This window comes from Streptomyces sp. CNT360 (assembly GCF_000424785.1).
Window position 1 is genome coordinate 205,094 of record NZ_KE384244.1, and the last position, 15,763, is coordinate 220,856.

The window sequence follows — 15,763 nt, forward strand, 5'->3', positions numbered from 1 at the left end:
CCCTCTTGATCGTCTACAGGTGTATGTGGATCAGTTTATCTGAGCTGGCTGCGTTGCGTCAGTGGATTGTCCGTGCAAGGTCGGCGGAGCGGGTTTGGGCTGGAGCTGCTTTGGGGCGAGAGATCGGGGGCCACTAAGCTGCCTGCGACTCGGGCAGCACCTCGCCTGCCCGGAACCGCCCGAGCGTGGCCCCCGATCTTAGAGGCTCGCCCCAAAGTGGCTGCCTAAAGCCGTGGAGCCGGCCGGACCCAGCCCCGTGCGGTCCTCTCTTCGTCTCCCCGCACGCTTGGCGCGCCGCGTGGCGCGTCGCGCGGTGGCGGAGACATGGAGCGCAGAGCGCCGGAAGCGGCGCGCGCCCCGCTGTGCGGGGCGCCTTGAACTCGTAGAGAAAGTTGTTACGCACCCGCCTCGCACGCTGACGTCCGACTCATGAGCACCGGCAGATAGAGCACGGGCCGCACGGTCCAAGTCGCCCGCGTAGTCCGCTGCTTCAACGTGAGCGTGTGGGACCGGCCCCGCTTCAGCGCCTCGGCTGCCTCCCCCTGGCCGTGGTCGAGCCACCGGCGGGCCCGCTGATACGGCTCCTCGTCCAAGGTCATCGCGACCATCATCAGGCTCACTCGCACCCACCGCAGAGCTTCCCGTGTGCTGTAGGCGTCGAAGGTCCCGAGTCGTCGTTCGTTGACGTAGCACTCGCAGGAGAAGCCCGGCCGCAGCAGAGAAGAGCGCGCGTTCACCGGCTCCACCTCCGCGCCACCAGCTCCGAGCATCCAGCCGGCCCCGCCCCTGGAAGCGACTCCGGCCCTGGCCTCCCGTCGTCCAGCTCGACGGTCACCGTCCGCCCGAAGTCGTCCCCGCTCACCTCGACCCGTCGGGCCAGCACCGAGACGAGAGCGAGCCCGCGGCCGTGCGTGTCCCCCTCCACCGCCGTCACCACGTGCGGCTTCGTGTGACCCCCGCCGGTGTCCGTCACCGCCAGGACGACCATGCCGCCCGACCGCCGCAGAGATACGTGCATGATCCCGTTCCTCGTCCCGCTCGCCGAGTGCAGCAGTGCGTTCGAGCCCAGCTCGCTCACGATCAGTGCCGCATCATCCGCGCACGTGCTGTCGCCGAGAACGTCCCTGGTCCAGCGGCGGACGCGGCCGACCTCTTCGGGGAGTCCTGGGCAGGTGAGTTCCCAGATCCGGTGTCCACTCATATACTCGTGTATACAAGTACCTCCAAGCTGGTGGCCGCTATGGGTAGTGGGTGTGTTCTAGACGAGTCGCACGCCGTCGTGTGCCCGGACGGCCGGCGGGGTGGCCCCGTCGAGTGCGTCCAGGACGCGGATCGCGTATGCCTCGTCGGCGAGTTCGGTGACCTCTTCGCGGGTGGCCCAGCGCAGCGCGTAGGTCTCCTCGCCCGTGGTCGGGGTTCCGTCGACCGCTTCGCAGCGGAAGACCAGTGCCACGATCAGGCCGGTCATGTTCTTGTAGACACCGGTGAGTGTGGCGGGCAGAGCGATCTTCATGCCCGTCTCTTCGAGAACCTCGCGCTGGAGCGCTTCGAAAAGCGTCTCGTCCGGCTCCAGGATGCCGCCGGGCGGCTCCCACCGGCCGTTGTCCCGCCGCTGGATGAGCAGCGCACGGCCCGCGTCGTCGACGATCACGCCTGCGACGCTCACGGAGTGGGGGCGCTCTTGACTGCTCACGGTTCCTCGGTCCCCTCTGATGGCTAGGCTTTCCCACCGTAGCAACCAGACTCAGTAGCTCGTCTAGATATCCGAAGGAGTACCCGATATGGCAACACTCCCCACCGGCGTTCTCGGGGCGCTCGACCCCACCAGTGATCGCGCGGTCTTCCGCCAGATCGCCGACCAGATCCGGGAGGCCATCGACAGGGGCCGCTTCAAGGAAGGCGCCAAGCTGCCGTCCGAATCGGAGCTGGTCGAGCACTTCGGCGTCTCCCGGATGACCGTCCGCAACGCGCTGTCCATGCTCCAGAGCGAAGGACTCGTCTCCTCCGAGCACGGCAAGGGCGTCTTCGTGCGGCCCCGGCCCCCGGTACGGCGACTGGCCTCGGACCGGTTCGCCCGGCGCCATCGCGACCAGGGCAAGTCGGCCTTCACCGTCGAGGCGGAAGCCGCGGGAAGCAAGCCCGAGGTGGACAGCCTTGAGGTCAAGGAGGAGCGGCCCGCACAGGAGATCTCCACCCGCCTGGGCTCCGCCCGCAAGGTCCTCGCCCGACGCCGTCGCTACCTGCTGGACGGCCGCCCCGTCGAGTCCGCCGTCTCCTACATCCCGCTCGACCTGGCACGCGGCACGCAGATCGCCGAGCCGAACCCGGGCCCCGGTGGCATCTACGCCCGGCTGGAAGAGCTCGGCCACCGCCTGGACCACTTCGACGAGGAAGTCCGCGCCCGCATGCCCTCCCCGGCGGAGGTGAAGACGCTCCGGCTGTCCGCCGGCGTCCCAGTCATCAGCCTCATCCGCACCGCCTACGACACGGAGGGCCGTGCGGTGGAAGTCTGCGACACCGTCATGGCCGCCGACGCCTACGTCCTCGCCTACCAACTCCCCGCCAACTGACCGACGTTCGCAAACCCGCGTAAGCGCGTAGCGGTGCGGTCTCTCCGGACTCGTACACACGGAGACGCATACTCGTATAGACGAGTGGGCAAGATGTGTGGCACAGTGATCCACACCTCGGCACCCGCCGAGCTTCACGATGCAACTTGCCTAGACGAGTAGCTGTCTCGTCCATGCGGGAAACGAAGGAGAGCAGACACCTTGCGCACCATCCGTGTTGAGACCTCGACCGCCACGATCCTCCTGACCGAAGCTCCCGAACCGAAGGTCCGCGACCGGCAGACCGGGGAGATCTCCAAGGACGCCGTGAGCGGTGAGGCGCTGATGAAGGTCGGCGTGGCCTACATCGACGAGGGAGAGTCCGCACTGATCCACGTCACCGTTCCGGAGAGCGGCGTCACTGAGGGGTTGAACCTTGGGGCTCCGGTCTCGCTGCCGGGGCTGGTCGCGCGGCCGTGGGACTCGGTGTTCAACGGGCAGCAGCGGCACGGCATCGCCTACCGGGCCGCCGCTGTCGCGCCGGGCGCCCTGCCGGGTGCGGGGGCCTGACGTGTCGGATCTGCTGACGCTGCTGGAGGTGGGCGGTCCGCTGGCCGGACTCGGTACCGGCGCCGCCTACCTCCGGGCCCGGCACCCCGCCGCGTGGTGGTCGGCGTGCGGGATGCCCGTCTCGGCGCTGCGGCTGCTGGGCTCCTACAGCTCGGTCATGGACTCCTGCGGCCTGGCCGTTCAGCCCTCCCGCCTGCGGGCACTGGCCGTGCGGGCGACCACCCGGCGGGAGGTGCGGCCCGTGCCTCCCCGGCGCGGACTGCTCCGTCCCACCTCGACCGGCATGCGGATGCGGCTGCGGCTCGCTCCCGGTCAGGAGCCCGCCGACGTGGCCGCCTCGGCCGAACGCCTGCGTCACGCCTGGGGCGTGCACGCCGTCTACGTCGAGCCGGTCAAGCCCGGCGTGGTCGAACTGCGGCTCGTCGGCTTCGACGTGCTGCACCGGGTCCGCATGCCCCGTAAGTCCGGTGCTGGCTTCCTGCGGGTTCCGGTGGCGCTTCGAGAGGACGCGACCGCGTGCGTCCGCGACTTCCACACCGTGCCGCACGAACTGGTCCTCGGCGCCACCCTGTCGGGCAAGTCCATGTACCTGCGGCACCTGGTCACCGGACTCGCCGAACAGCCCGTCGCCCTCGCCGGGATCGACTGCAAGCGGGGTGTGGAGCTGGCGCCGTTCGCGCCCCGGCTCTCCGCCCTGGCGACCGACGCGGAGCAGGCCGCCGAGCTGCTGCCCACGCTCGTACGGGAGATGGAGGGCCGCTACGACCTCATCCGCATCCGACAGGGCATCGCCCCCACCACCCCGGACGAAGAGATCACCTCGGACGTGTGGGGCCTGCCCGAGAGCGAACGACCCGTTCCGATCGTGCTGTTCGTGGACGAAGTGGCGGAACTCTTCCTCGTCGCCACCAGGAAGGAGGAGGAACGGCGGGACGAGATGGTCACCCAGCTCATCCGCCTCGCCCAGCTCGGCCGCGCCGCCGGGATCTATCTGGAGGTGTGCGGGCAGCGGTTCGGGGCCGAGCTGGGCAAGGGCGCCACCATGCTCCGCGCCCAGCTCTCCGGCCGCGTCTGCCACCGCGTGAACGATGAGCCCTCGGCCAAGATGGCGCTCGGCGACATCGCCCCCGAAGCGGTCGGCGCCGCCTGCACCATCGCCCCCGAACGCCCCGGACTGGCCCTCGTCGGCGATACCTCCGGCGGCTGGTCCCGCATCCGTACCCCGTACCTGTCCCTGGCCGATGCCGCCGCGCGCTGCGAGCGCACCGCCGATTTGGTGCCGGACGTTCCCGCGCTCAAGCCCTTCCGGCCCGCCGTCGCCGTTCCGCGGCCGGTCTCGCTGACCAAGCTCCGGCCCGCCACCGCCTGACCCCGATCCCCGATCCGGCCGGCGCGACCGCCCTCGCGCCACCTCCCTACCCCTCCCATGCCGAAAACAGGAAGGAGGTGCCCCGATGCGCGCCCAACTCGGCCGTGTGGACGCGGTGCTGGTCCAAGCGGTCATCGCCGCCGCGCTGTCCTTCGCCCACCTGCACGACCTGGCCTCGGCCGCCGGACAGAACGGTTGGAAAGCCTGGGCCTATCCGCTCTCCGTAGACCTGCTGCTGGTCGCCGCCTGGCGCCGCCTGCGCTGCGGACACGACCGGACGGCGGGCTGGTGTTGGTTCCTCGTCGCCCTGACCGCCTCCCTCGGCGCCAACATCGCCACCGCCGGACTCCTCGACCTGGACGACGTGCCCGACTGGCTCCGCATCAGCGTCGCCGGATGGCCTGCCCTCGCCTTCCTCGGCGGAACGCTCCTCGCCCACACCGCACACGGGCCGTCCGTCGAGCCGACCGCCGAGCAACCGCCCGCCGCTGAGACCGCTGCGGACTCACCCGTACCAGCCGCGCCCCAACTCCCGACCCCGCCCGCGACCGTTCCGGCCGCCCTGGTCGAGCACGCACGCAAGCTCGCCGCCGCTCACCAGGAACGCACCGGCGCCCCCATCGACACCGCCACGCTCCGCGCCCGCCTCGGCGTCCCCGCACCCCTCGCCGACCAGATCGCCGCCCAGCTCACCTGACCGAACCGGAGGACCCGCCATGCCGCTCAACCGCCGCTTCCGCTCCGTGACCCGCATCGGCCCCGTACGGGTCGGCACCGCCAACGACAGCCGTGGCCGCGAGAAGCACACCGCCGCGTGCACCGCACCGCGCTGCGGCTTCTCCGCCGACTACGACTCCCGCGCCGCCGCCGAACTGGCCGCCCGCACCCACCGCTGCCCCGTCCGCTGATCCGCCCAGAAGGAGCGCTCGTGTCCGTGAACCTGCCCCTGGTCGTCGTCCTCGGCCTGCTCGTGTGGGGCGCCGTGAAGTTCCTCGGCGTCCGCGTCTGGCTCGTCGTCGTGATCGCCCTCTTCGGCTTCTACCTCGCCGACACCTTCCTCGCCCCCGCCATCGACAACGGCACCCGCACAGGAGTCGAGACGGTCAACGGCACCCACAACTGACCGGAGGACAACCGATGTTCCTGCGCCCACAGTTTCCCGACACCCACACCCCGAACCTGCCGACGACGACCCCGCACGTGCACGTCCCCGCCTGCGGCTGCCAGCACTCCGCGCCCCTCGCCACGCCGCCGCAACGCGCACTTCCCTCGGTCAGCTCGGGAGCCGTCACGGCAGTGATCGTCGGCGGTGTGGTCGTCATCGCGCTCCTGGCCACCGTCGCCGTCACGGCCGTCTCCGTCACGGTGGCGGCGCTCGTCCTGCGCTCGGTGCTCAGCTCCCGCAACGGCATCCACCACCGCTGAACGGCCACCGGGGCGGCCTCGATACCGCCAAGCATCCGCCGCCCCGGCAGCCCGGCCCCTCCCCGAACTTCCGCGCGAGAAGGAGACGCACCATCATCACCCGCACCGACCCCGCCCCGCTGCACGAACTGAGCAACCTGGCCGCGACCGGCACCCTGCCCGGTATCCTCCGCCAGCTCTCCGGCCTGGGCGGCTGCACCAGCCCCATCCGCCTGGCCGGCCACCGCACGGAACACCACCTCGACACCACCACCGGCGAGATCGGCCCGGCCCTGCGCCGCCTCGACTCGGGCGATCTGCCCGCCGGTGACCTCCTCGTCCGCTGCGGCAACCGCCGCACCACCCGCTGCGCGGCCTGCGCCGAGACCTACCGCCGCGACACCTTCCACCTGATCACCGCCGGACTGCGCGGCGGCAAGGGCACCCCGGAAGAAGTCACCACGCACCCGCGCGTCTTCGCGACATTCACCGCACCGAGCTTCGGCCCGGTCCACAACCGCCCCGGCACCCGCCCCTGCCGCTGCGGCCGCCACCACCCCGACAGCGACCGCCTGTTGGGCACACCGCTCAACCCGGAACGCTACGACTACGAATCCGCGGTGCTCTGGAACGCCCACGCGGGCATGCTCTGGCGCCGCTTCACCGTCCACCTGCGCCGCGAGATCGCCCGCCGCGCCGGACTCACCCAACGCGAACTCCCCGAACGCGCCCGCGTCTCCTTCGCCAAGGTCGCCGAGTACCAGAAGCGCGGCGCCGTCCACTTCCACGCCGTCATCCGCCTCGACGGCCCGGCAGGCGGAGACTCCCGTCCTCCGCACTGGGCGTCCGCCGAGCTGCTGACCGACGCCATCCGCACCGCAGCATCCCGCGCCGTCGCCCCCGGCCCGGTCCTCGACGGCCGCACCCACACCTTCGCCTTCGGCCGCCAGCTCGACACCCGCACCATCCACGGCCCCGACCTCGACGGCGGCCAGACCCTCACCGACCGCGCTGTCGCCGCCTACATCGCCAAGTACGCCACCAAGGGCGCCGAGACAGCCACCGGCACCCTGGACCGCCGCCTGCGCTTCGTCGCCGAACTGGCAGGCATGGACCTGCCCGCGCACGCCGAACGCCTCATCCGCACCGCTTGGACGCTGGGCGCCCGCAAGGACCTGGAACACCTCCGCCTGCGCGCCTGGGCCCACATGCTCGGCTTCCGGGGCCACTTCTCCACCAAGACCCGCCGCTACTCCACCACCCTCGGCGCTCTCCGCGCCGCCCGTGCCGAGTGGCAACGCCTGCAAGCGGCGCTCGCACGCGGCGAAGACACACAGCACAGGGACGGTTCGGAGACCACCCTCGTCCTCGCCCAGTGGACCTACACGGGAACGGGCCTCACCCCAGCCGAGCAATGGCTGTCCGCATCCCTCGCCGACACCCCAGCCGGCCCCACCACGGAAGGAGCCGACGCCCGATGACCACGGCCATCACGCCCAAGTGGCACACCACCGCCGAGGTCGCCGCCATGCTCGGCTTCGGCCTGTCCAAGACCAAGATGCTCGTCCTCACCGGCGAGATCCGCTCAGTCAAGGTCGGCCGCAACCGCCGCATCCTCCCGGCCTGGGTGGACGACTTCATCGAACGCTGCGCCACCGACACCGCCGAACCCCTGCGGTGGTCGGCATGAGCGGCAAGCGGGGCAACGGCGAAGGCTCCATCTACCCCTACCGCAACGGCGGCTTCGCCGCGTACGTCTGGGTCACCACCCCGGACGGCAAACGCAAGCGCAAGTACGTCTACGGCAAGACCCGCCCCGAGGTCCACGACAAGTGGGTCAGAGCCCACGCCGACGCCAAGAAGGGCCCGGTCACCACCAACTCCCCTACGGTCGCCCAGTACCTCACGTACTGGCTCCGGGAGGTCGTGAGGCCGGACCTCAAGCCCAAGACGTACGAGACGTACGAGTTGCACGTCCGTCTCTTCCTCATCCCTGGCCTGGGCGGCAAGCGGCTGGACAAGCTCTCGGTCCGCGACGTGCGTACGTGGATGAACCGGGCCCTGGAGCAGTGCCGCTGCTGCGCCCGTGGTCTCGACGCTGCCCGCATCCGCAAGGAGCAGCGTTGCTGCGCCATCGGCCGGTGCTGCAAGCGGCTCCCCTCCCGGCGCACGGTGAACGACGCTCGCGCGGTCCTCCGCTCGGCCCTCACCCACGCCATGACGGAGGAGCTGATCACGAAGAACGTGGCTGCCCTCGTCAAAGTCCGGTCCGGCCGCAAGCAGCGACGCGAACCCTGGTCCGTCGAGGAAGCACGCACCTTCCTGGAGGCGGCCCGGCAGGCGCGCGATCCGCTGTACCCCGCGTACGTCCTGGTCCTGGTGCTCGGCTTCCGCCGGGGCGAGGTGCTGGGTCTGTCGTGGCAGGACGTGAACCTCGACGCCGGAGAGGTGACCGTCGGCCGCCAGCTCCAGCGCATCAGCCGGCGCCTGGTGCACGACGAGACCAAGACCGAGGCGTCCACGGCGACGCTGCCCCTCCCCCAGATCTGCGTCACCGCGCTCCAGCTCCGGCAGAAGACGCAGGAAGCGGCACGGCAGGCGGCGGGCGAGCTGTGGACCGAATCCGACTTCGTGTTCACGACCCGCTACGGGACGCCCATCGAGCCCAGGAACTTCAACCGGGAGTTCGACGCGCGGTCGGCCAAGGCAGGGGTGCGGAAGATCCGGCTGCACGACACCCGGCACACCTGCGGGTCGCTCCTCGCCGCCCTCGACGTCCACCCGCGCATCGCCATGCAGATCCTCCGGCACAGCAAGATCGCGATCACGATGGAGGTCTACACGCACGTGCCGTCCGAGGAGACGCGCAAGGCGCTGCGGAAGCTCGGCAAGCACCTTGGCGGGGCCACTGACGATCAGGGACAGTCGCCGTAGTTGCTGTACTTCGCTGCTGTACGACAAGAAAGAGCCCCTGTCGGATGACTCCGACAGGGGCTCTGACGTCTGTGGACCTGAGGGGATTTGAACCCCTGACCCTCTCGTTGCGAACGAGATGCGCTACCGGACTGCGCCACAGGCCCCTGCGACGAGTGAAACTCTAGCATCCTCGCCGGGCCGGGAGGAAATCCGTTCCTGTGCTGGTCACAGGGGCGCGGGTGGGCGGTGGGGCGGTCATTCGTTGGCGGCGCGGGGGCGGTCCTCGCTCTCGTACTGGTCGAAGAGCGGGGTGCGGTTCCGTTCGCGGGGCCGCCGGGAGCGCGAGGGCTCGCCCTCGTCCGGCTCGCCGTCACCGGTATGCGGTTCCGTATCCGGGGCCGAGGCCGTGCTGGAGCGAGCGGAGCTCCAGGCGTCGGGCGCCTCGAGGTCGACGCCGCGGGTGGCGCGGGGGGCCACAGGGGCGCTCACGTAGGTGGGCAGCGGCACCGGGACGGGGTCCCAGCCCTCTCCGTCGGAGGAGTCGCGGTCCCGGGCGCGCTGCTGGTCGACCCACTCGGCGTGGTCCGTCTGCTCGACGAGGGCACGCCGTTCCGCTGCGCCCTGCTCCTCGCGCCCGCGGGCCGTGCTCCGGCGGGGGGCACGGACCTCGTGCTGGTCGGCTTCCGCATGGTCTCGGCCCGGCTCGCCGCCGTGGACCTGTTGTCCCCTCCGTGCAGGAGTGCCCTCCTCGGGGTGCGTACCGTCGGCTCCGTCGCCGTCGCGCCCGCTGCAAGGCTCGCCGCGGACGCCGCGGGGGCGCTCCGTACGGGCGCGGTGCGGCTCCCCGTGGGCTGCCGAAGCGGAAGGGCCGGCGGACGCGGGAGGGCCGACAGGCGCGGTGTGGTCGGCGTGGGCGGAGGGACGGGGCTCGGTGTCGGCTTCCCGGGCACCGGCCCGGCGCTCCTCGGCGTGCGGGGCGGCGTCCTCGTGCCGCCGTCGGGCGTGCAGCGTGCGTGCGGCCTCCTCGGCGCGGCGCCGGTCCATGGACTGGGCGAACCGGCGGCGTTCCTGGACCCGGAGGTAGACGATGTAGACGCTCAGCAGGCCGGCCGGAACGGCCGGGACCCACAGCAGGGCGACCCCGCCGACGGCGGCGACGACGCTGCCGATGGTGAAGGCCAGGAACAGCAGCATGGTCGTACGGCGCCGACGCGCCAGCAGCTTGGCGCGCTTGGCCTGCTTGGCGCGCCGTCCGGCCAGCGCGGCGGCACGCGCCTGAGCGGCCTGCCCGGCGGAGGCGGCGCGCGGGTCGTGGCCGGGGCGGTCGTTCCCCGCATGTTCGTCCTCGAACCCACCCTCGCGCTCGGCCCGGTGAGCGTGGGCGTCACTTGCGGGCGCGGCCCCGTCACCGTCGTGCGGGTGACCGTCGCGCGCAGGGCTGTCCTGGGCGTCACGGTGAGCAGGGCTGCGCTGCGCGTGCACGTGCACCTCGGTCGGCGCTTCGGATCCGGGTGCGGCGACCATTCCGGGTGCGGCGACCATGGTTTTGGGGTCGGCGAAGGCCCGGAGGTCCACCGCTCGGCGGGCGTCGTCCGGGTCGCTCCCGTGCACGTCTTCGTCGTCACCGGCGCAACCACCGTCGGTGCCGTCCGCGGCGGAGGGGCCCGTACCGGCCGGTGACGCGTACGGATCGTCCGCGTCCCACCCCTCACGCATCCGGCGGCGCTCCGCACTGCGCGCGTAGCGACGCTCCATGCCGGCCTTGCCGGACAACAGCCGGATGGCGGTGCTGAAGCGTTCCGTCGGACGCGCTTCGTTCAGCTCGTCCTGCCGGCGAAGCCACATCGGCACCAAGTAGGCGGCCCAGGCCCCGACGATGACTGCGTAGATGAGGCCACTGCTGCTCACCCTCACACGGTAGAGGGGATCGCGTGAGCCCATCTGCCAAACAGCCCGGTGTGTCGCACGATCTGGCTGATCCCTCCACCTTTTCTTGTGATTGCCGGGTCGATCCATGGGGAAATGGGCGAGGAATTCCGGGAGGCGGCTTTTCGGGTCACAATTCGAACGCCTATTTCATTTCACTGGAGTGGCCGGGCCGCGTACGGTGCCATCGGGCCAGCAGTCCCCCCGGCACCTCTTCCGCCGTCAGCGCGAACACCAGATGGTCGCGCCAGGCGCCGTCGATGTGCAGATAACGCGGCCTGACGCCCTCCTCACGGAAGCCGAGTTTCTCCACGACCCGTCTGCTGGGAGTGTTCTCCGGCCGGATGCACACCTCGATACGGTGCAGCCCCACCGCGCCGAAACAGTGGTCCACCGCGAGCGCCACCGCGGTCGGCATGACGCCCCGGCCCGCGACCGCATGGTCGATCCAGTAGCCGATGTGCCCCGAACACATCGACCCCCAGGTGATGCCGGCCACCGTCAACTGCCCGACCAGTCTCCCCTGGTGCTCCACCACGAACGGCAGCATGCGGCCGGCCTGCGCCTCGGCCCGCAGGTGGCGCACCATCTGACGGAAGGTGGGACGGCGCGGCGGCAGATGGCCCGGTGGCGGAGGAGGAACCGTGGCCTCCCACGGGCGCAGCCAGTCACGGTTGCGCTGGTTGACCTCGCGCCAGGCGCGCTGGTCGCGCAGTCTTATCGGACGGAGGGCCGTGGGACCGTCCGCCAGCTCAGCCGGCCACGGCGCGTTCAGCGCTGGTCGTCCCCTCTGGGTTCACCGGGCCGCTCGGACGCCCCCGGTTCGGTGGACGGCTGCCCCTGCGGGACCGCCTGCGGATGGTCTCCGCCGTGGATCTGGTCGACGGCGTGCGGCAGCAGTTGCGCCAGCACCGCCAATCCGTCCCTGACGCCCCCGGTGGAGCCCGGCAGATTGACGATCAGGGTGTCTCCCGCGACACCCGCCACGCCCCGGGACAGGGCCGCGGTGGGGACCTTGGCGCGGCCCTCGGCCCGGATGGCCTCGGCGATGCCGGGGATCTCACGGTCCAGGAGCGAGCGGGTCACCTCCGGGGTGCGGTCGGTGGGGTTGATCCCCGTGCCGCCCGTGGTGAGAACGACCGCGTATCCGGCCCGTACGGCTTCCTCCAGCGCCTGCCGGACGGGCTCACCGTCGGGCACCACCGTCGGCCCGTCGGCGGCGAACCCCATGGCCGTCAGCCCCTCCACCAGCAGGGGACCGCCCTTGTCCGCGTACACCCCCGCCGCGGCACGGTTCGAGGCGGTCACAGCAAGAGCGCGGTAGGCGGGCCTGCCGGTTGCGTCGTGTCGGGCAGCGCTCATGCGCCCTCCTCACCGGTGCGCGGTTCGCGTGTCCAGTCACCGGACTTGCCGCCGCTCTTCTCCTCCACCCGGACGTCGGTGATGGCCGCCGACTTGTCGACGGCCTTCACCATGTCGATGACCGTCAAACCCGCGACCGTGACCGCTGTGAGTGCTTCCATTTCGACACCTGTGCGGTCGGTGGTCTTCACCCGTGCGCTGATCTCGACGGCGTCGTCGGCCACGGACAGGTCGACCTCGACCCCGGAGACCGCGAGCGGGTGGCACAGCGGGATCAGTTCGGGCGTCTTCTTGGCGCCCATGATCCCGGCGATCCGGGCGGTCGACAGCGCGTCCCCCTTCGGCACGCCCTCGCCGCGCAGCAGGGTGACGACCTGCGGGGAGACGAGGACGCGCCCGGTGGCGCGGGCCGTCCTCGCCGTGACGTGCTTCTCCGACACGTCGACCATCCGCGCGGCCCCGGACGCGTCGACGTGGGTGAGGTGCTGCTGGGGGCTGGTCATGGTTCTCCCGGTCCGGTGCTGTGCCCAGACACGGTACCGGCAGGAGCAAGACGACCGTCCGCCACGTCAGTCGAGAGGGACCACCGTCACTTCTTCCCCCGGCGCCACCCGGCTGGTGTTCTCCGGGATGTCGATGAGGGAGTCCGCCTGGGCGAGCGCAGCGATCAGGTGGGACCCCGAACCGCCTACCGCGCTGACCGTCCCCAGTTCCTCCTCGTCCCCGCCTGCGGGCGGGGTGTAGGCGCCGCGCAGGAACTGGCGCTTGCCCTCCGGTGAGGTCAGCGGCGTCTCGCCGGTCAGGCGGGCACGTACGGTGGGGCGGCTGACGGGCTCCAGGCCCATGAGCCGCCGCACCGCCGGACGGACGAACAGCTCGAAGGAGACGTACGCGCTCACCGGGTTGCCCGGCAGCGTGAGGATGGGTGTGCGGTCGGGCCCGATGAGGCCGAAGCCCTGGGGTTTGCCCGGCTGCATCGCCAGCCGGCGGAACTCGACCGCGTCGGCGGCACCGTCCACCGGTGTGCCGTCCTCGTCCCTGCCGAAGGCCTCGACGTGGGAGAGGGCTTCCTTGACGACGTCGTAGGCGCCGACGCTGACGCCTCCGCTGGTCACCAGGAGGTCGGCGCGGATGAGCTGGTCCTCGATGGTCGAGCGGAGCGTCTCCGCGTCGTCGGCCACCGCCCCCACCCGGTAGGGGATGGCTCCGGCGGCGCGGGCGGCCGCCGTCAGGACGAAGCTGTTGGCATCGTGGATCTGCCCGGGCCCCAACGGCTCCCCCGGTGCGACCAGTTCGCTGCCGGTGGAGAGCACCACCACGCGCGGGCGCGGCCGGACGGTGACGGCCCCGCGGCCCACTGCCCCGAGCAGTCCGATCTGCGCGGGGCCCAGCACCGTGCCCGCCCGGAGCGCGACCGTGCCCACCTGGACGTCGCTGCCCTTGGCCCGTACGTGCTGCCGCGGGGTGACGGGACGGTGCACGCGTACCTGCCCGGAGGCGTCCTGCGGTGCGGCGGCGTGGGCCCGCATGGCGTCCACCGGGCCCTCGCCCGAACCGCCGTCGGTCCACTCGACCGGGACGACGGCCTCGGCCCCCGGCGGCAGCGGCGCACCGGTCATGATGCGGGCCGCCTGCCCGGACGCGACCGTGGGCAGGTCGGAACTGCCGGCGGCGATGTCACCGATGACGCCGAGGACGGCGGGGAACTCCTCGCTGGCCCCCTCGACGTCGGCGATCCGTACGGCGTACCCGTCCATGGAGCTGTTGTCGAACGGCGGGAGGGCCGCGGGGACGACGACGTCCTCGACCAGGACGCAGCCCTGGGCGTCCAGCAGGTTCAGCTCGATGGGATCCAGCGGGCGGACGCTGCGGAGAACGTCATCCAGGTGCTCGTCGACGGACCAGGTCTTGCTCAAGGCTTACATCTCCTCGGTGACGTAACCACGCAGCCACTCCCGGAACTCCGGGCCAAGGTCCTCACGTTCGCATGCGAGTCGGACAATGGCTCGCAGGTAGTCTCCCCGGTCCCCGGTGTCGTAGCGGCGTCCGCCGAAGACTACGCCGTGCACCGGACCGCCCAGGGACTCGTCCGCGGACAGTGCCTGGAGCGCGTCGGTGAGCTGGATCTCGCCGCCCCTGCCGGGCTGCGTCTTGCTGAGGACGTCGAAGACGGCCGGGTCGAGCACGTAGCGGCCGATGATGGCCAGATTGCTGGGCGCCTGCTCGCTGGAGGGCTTCTCGACCAGGTCGGAGACGCGGACGACGTCGCTGTCGGAGGTGGGGCTCGCCGCGGCGGCGCCGTACAGGTGGATGCTGCCCGGGTCGACCTCCAGGAGCGCGATGACGCTGCCACCGCGCTCCTCCCGCACCTCCAGCATGCGGGAGAGCAGGGGGTCGCGCGGGTCGATCAGGTCGTCACCCAGCAGGACCGCGAAGGGCTGGCTCCCCACGTGCGGGGCCGCGCACAGGACGGCGTGTCCCAGCCCCTTGGGGTCGCCCTGGCGCACGTAGTGCATGGTGGCGAGGTCGCTGGACTCCTGGACCCGGGCGAGCTTTCCGTCGTCCTCCTTGTCGCGCAGTACCTGTTCGAGTTCGTAGTTGCGGTCGAAGTGGTCCTCCAGGGGCCGCTTGTTGCGGCCGGTGACCATGAGGACGTCGGGCAGCCCGGCTGCCACGGCCTCCTCGACGACATACTGGATCGCGGGCTTGTCGACGACCGGGAGCATCTCCTTGGGCGTGGCCTTCGTCGCGGGCAGGAAGCGCGTGCCCAGGCCGGCGGCGGGGATGACTGCCTTGGTGATCCGGGTGCGGGGAGAAGTCATGTCCCGCACCATAACCGCTCAATTGATCCAGAAGATAAGGGTCCACATGGTTTTCGCGTGGTTTGTTGCGCTTCGCAGGCCTGCTGTGTGGACCCGTTGCGAGCATCCGTACGGCGCATCTGTTCCGCTGTCGGCGGTACAGAAGGACCAGGAGGACGAGACCCGCCATGCGCGAGCCCGAGATCGCCGGCAACAGTAGGAAGCGCGAGTTGCGCCGCAGCGTCCTGGCGGTGAGGAGGACGTTGACGCCGGATGACCGGCAGGAGGCCGCCGAGGCGCTCGCCCGGCGTGTCCTCGCCCTGCCCGAACTCGGCACGGCCCGTACGGTCGCCGCCTACGTCTCGGTCGGCAGCGAGCCGGGCACCGGTCCCCTGCTCCAGGCGCTGAGCGACCGCGCCGTGCGTCTGCTGCTACCCGTCCTGCTGCCCGACAACGACCTCGACTGGGCCCCGTACGAGGGACCGGGGCACCTGCTGGCGGCGGGGCGCGGGCTGCTGGAGCCCACCGGAGCGCGACTCGGCCCGGAGGCGGTCACCCGCGCCGACGCCGTCCTGCTGCCCGGGCTGGCCGTCGACCGGCGCGGGCTGCGGCTGGGCCGCGGCGCCGGGTGCTACGACCGGGTGCTCGCCCGGCTGGCGGCCTCCGGCTCGCAGCCCGCGTGCGCGGTGCTGCTGTACGACGGCGAAGTGGTCGACCACATCGACGGCGAAGCCCACGACCGGCGGGTGCCCACCGCGGTGACGCCCGGCGGAGTGGTCCGCCTCGACGCCGGCCCCCGGAGCGGGACCTGAGCCGTCACCCGCTCACGAGCCGGAAGCGGCCCCGGCGCGGATGCGGCACCCGGG

The 15,763-nt window shown here is 71.5% G+C and carries 20 protein-coding genes and 1 tRNA gene; 11 read left to right on the forward strand and 10 right to left on the reverse strand.

The window, feature by feature from the left end; translation table 11 throughout:
• Positions 1 to 395: 395 nt before the first annotated feature.
• The 3 genes from H297_RS38925 to H297_RS0128590 are packed head-to-tail and all read right to left on the reverse strand — an operon-like array spanning position 396 to position 1,666.
• Positions 396 to 737, reverse strand: coding sequence for a hypothetical protein (locus H297_RS38925; protein ID WP_051352276.1), 342 nt, complete (start codon positions 735 to 737; stop codon positions 396 to 398).
• Positions 734 to 1,213, reverse strand: a complete 480-nt coding sequence (locus H297_RS38930) for an ATP-binding protein (RefSeq protein ID WP_051352254.1) — start codon at positions 1,211 to 1,213, stop codon at positions 734 to 736. Before H297_RS38930 ends, H297_RS38925 begins: the two co-directional genes overlap by 4 nt.
• 45 nt (positions 1,214 to 1,258) lie before the next feature.
• A complete protein-coding gene (locus H297_RS0128590; protein ID WP_027739843.1) occupies positions 1,259 to 1,666 on the reverse strand; it encodes an NUDIX domain-containing protein in 408 nt (135 codons plus the stop codon).
• Between the two features lie 115 nt (positions 1,667 to 1,781).
• Here H297_RS0128590 and H297_RS0128595 point away from each other — a divergent pair, with 115 nt between their 5' ends.
• The 10 genes from H297_RS0128595 (at position 1,782) to H297_RS0128640 (ending at position 8,826) form a co-directional block, all read left to right on the forward strand.
• Entirely contained in the window at positions 1,782 to 2,570 is a 789-nt protein-coding gene (locus tag H297_RS0128595) for a GntR family transcriptional regulator (protein ID WP_027739844.1), read from the forward strand.
• 201 nt (positions 2,571 to 2,771) lie between these two features.
• On the forward strand, positions 2,772 to 3,119 hold the full coding sequence (locus tag H297_RS0128600) for an SCO3933 family regulatory protein (protein WP_027739845.1): 348 nt from the start codon (positions 2,772 to 2,774) through the stop codon (positions 3,117 to 3,119).
• A gap of 1 nt (position 3,120) precedes the next feature.
• The gene (locus H297_RS0128605; RefSeq protein WP_027739846.1) at positions 3,121 to 4,488 is read left to right on the forward strand and encodes an FtsK/SpoIIIE domain-containing protein; all 1,368 of its coding nucleotides are present in this window, start codon (positions 3,121 to 3,123) and stop codon (positions 4,486 to 4,488) included.
• A gap of 85 nt (positions 4,489 to 4,573) precedes the next feature.
• Positions 4,574 to 5,185 (forward strand): DUF2637 domain-containing protein, encoded by a 612-nt coding sequence (locus H297_RS0128610; protein ID WP_027739847.1) that lies wholly within the window; start codon positions 4,574 to 4,576, stop codon positions 5,183 to 5,185.
• A 19-nt stretch (positions 5,186 to 5,204) separates the two neighbouring features.
• Positions 5,205 to 5,396 carry a mobile element transfer protein gene (locus tag H297_RS0128615; protein ID WP_027739848.1) on the forward strand — a complete coding sequence of 64 codons (192 nt, stop codon included), beginning with the start codon at positions 5,205 to 5,207 and terminating at the stop codon, positions 5,394 to 5,396.
• A gap of 20 nt (positions 5,397 to 5,416) precedes the next feature.
• On the forward strand, positions 5,417 to 5,611 hold the full coding sequence (locus H297_RS0128620; RefSeq protein ID WP_027739849.1) for a hypothetical protein: 195 nt from the start codon (positions 5,417 to 5,419) through the stop codon (positions 5,609 to 5,611).
• Between the two features lie 14 nt (positions 5,612 to 5,625).
• Positions 5,626 to 5,913 (forward strand): hypothetical protein, encoded by a 288-nt coding sequence (locus H297_RS0128625; protein ID WP_027739850.1) that lies wholly within the window; start codon positions 5,626 to 5,628, stop codon positions 5,911 to 5,913.
• A gap of 119 nt (positions 5,914 to 6,032) precedes the next feature.
• On the forward strand, positions 6,033 to 7,373 hold the full coding sequence (locus H297_RS0128630; protein WP_078514745.1) for a replication initiator: 1,341 nt from the start codon (positions 6,033 to 6,035) through the stop codon (positions 7,371 to 7,373).
• A complete protein-coding gene (locus tag H297_RS0128635) occupies positions 7,370 to 7,582 on the forward strand; it encodes an excisionase family DNA-binding protein (RefSeq protein WP_027739852.1) in 213 nt (70 codons plus the stop codon). The genes H297_RS0128630 and H297_RS0128635 overlap by 4 nt, the downstream gene beginning before the upstream one ends.
• The gene (locus H297_RS0128640; protein ID WP_199787276.1) at positions 7,570 to 8,826 is read left to right on the forward strand and encodes a site-specific integrase; all 1,257 of its coding nucleotides are present in this window, start codon (positions 7,570 to 7,572) and stop codon (positions 8,824 to 8,826) included. Before H297_RS0128635 ends, H297_RS0128640 begins: the two co-directional genes overlap by 13 nt.
• 72 nt (positions 8,827 to 8,898) lie before the next feature.
• Here the strand turns inward: H297_RS0128640 and H297_RS0128645 are convergent.
• The 7 genes from H297_RS0128645 to galU all read right to left on the reverse strand — a co-directional run bounded on the left by H297_RS0128645 (position 8,899) and on the right by galU (position 14,918).
• Positions 8,899 to 8,972, reverse strand: a tRNA-Ala gene (locus H297_RS0128645).
• 91 nt (positions 8,973 to 9,063) lie between these two features.
• Positions 9,064 to 10,716: a gephyrin-like molybdotransferase receptor GlpR gene (locus H297_RS0128650; protein ID WP_027739854.1), complete on the reverse strand. Its 1,653-nt coding sequence runs from the start codon at positions 10,714 to 10,716 to the stop codon at positions 9,064 to 9,066.
• Between the two features lie 163 nt (positions 10,717 to 10,879).
• A complete protein-coding gene (locus H297_RS0128655) occupies positions 10,880 to 11,509 on the reverse strand; it encodes a GNAT family N-acetyltransferase (RefSeq protein ID WP_027739855.1) in 630 nt (209 codons plus the stop codon).
• Complete coding sequence (locus H297_RS38935; RefSeq protein WP_051352256.1) at positions 11,506 to 12,096, reverse strand: MogA/MoaB family molybdenum cofactor biosynthesis protein; 591 nt, start codon at positions 12,094 to 12,096, stop codon at positions 11,506 to 11,508. Before H297_RS38935 ends, H297_RS0128655 begins: the two co-directional genes overlap by 4 nt.
• Positions 12,093 to 12,599: a cyclic pyranopterin monophosphate synthase MoaC gene (gene moaC, locus H297_RS0128665; protein WP_027739856.1), complete on the reverse strand. Its 507-nt coding sequence runs from the start codon at positions 12,597 to 12,599 to the stop codon at positions 12,093 to 12,095. Before moaC ends, H297_RS38935 begins: the two co-directional genes overlap by 4 nt.
• 66 nt (positions 12,600 to 12,665) lie before the next feature.
• Entirely contained in the window at positions 12,666 to 14,012 is a 1,347-nt protein-coding gene (glp, locus tag H297_RS0128670; protein WP_027739857.1) for a molybdotransferase-like divisome protein Glp, read from the reverse strand.
• Between the two features lie 3 nt (positions 14,013 to 14,015).
• Positions 14,016 to 14,918, reverse strand: a complete 903-nt coding sequence (galU, locus tag H297_RS0128675; RefSeq protein ID WP_027739858.1) for a UTP--glucose-1-phosphate uridylyltransferase GalU — start codon at positions 14,916 to 14,918, stop codon at positions 14,016 to 14,018.
• Positions 14,919 to 15,085: 167 nt separating this feature from the next.
• On the opposite strand from galU, the gene H297_RS0128680 reads away from it, so the two are divergent.
• Positions 15,086 to 15,709 carry a 5-formyltetrahydrofolate cyclo-ligase gene (locus H297_RS0128680; RefSeq protein ID WP_027739859.1) on the forward strand — a complete coding sequence of 208 codons (624 nt, stop codon included), beginning with the start codon at positions 15,086 to 15,088 and terminating at the stop codon, positions 15,707 to 15,709.
• Positions 15,710 to 15,763 lie beyond the last annotated feature (54 nt).

Excerpts from the sequence above, each read along its gene's own strand:
- H297_RS0128595 (WP_027739844.1), top strand. The coding sequence starts at position 1,782 with ATGGCAACACTCCCCACCGGCGTTCTCGGGGCGCTCGACCCCACCAGT.
- H297_RS0128610 (WP_027739847.1), top strand. The coding sequence starts at position 4,574 with ATGCGCGCCCAACTCGGCCGTGTGGACGCGGTGCTGGTCCAAGCGGTC.
- H297_RS0128615 (WP_027739848.1), top strand. The coding sequence starts at position 5,205 with ATGCCGCTCAACCGCCGCTTCCGCTCCGTGACCCGCATCGGCCCCGTA.
- H297_RS0128625 (WP_027739850.1), top strand. The coding sequence starts at position 5,626 with ATGTTCCTGCGCCCACAGTTTCCCGACACCCACACCCCGAACCTGCCG.
- H297_RS0128635 (WP_027739852.1), top strand. The coding sequence starts at position 7,370 with ATGACCACGGCCATCACGCCCAAGTGGCACACCACCGCCGAGGTCGCC.
- H297_RS38935 (WP_051352256.1), bottom strand. The coding sequence starts at position 12,096 with ATGAGCGCTGCCCGACACGACGCAACCGGCAGGCCCGCCTACCGCGCT.
- moaC (WP_027739856.1), bottom strand. The coding sequence starts at position 12,599 with ATGACCAGCCCCCAGCAGCACCTCACCCACGTCGACGCGTCCGGGGCC.
- galU (WP_027739858.1), bottom strand. The coding sequence starts at position 14,918 with ATGACTTCTCCCCGCACCCGGATCACCAAGGCAGTCATCCCCGCCGCC.
- H297_RS0128680 (WP_027739859.1), top strand. The coding sequence starts at position 15,086 with ATGCGCGAGCCCGAGATCGCCGGCAACAGTAGGAAGCGCGAGTTGCGC.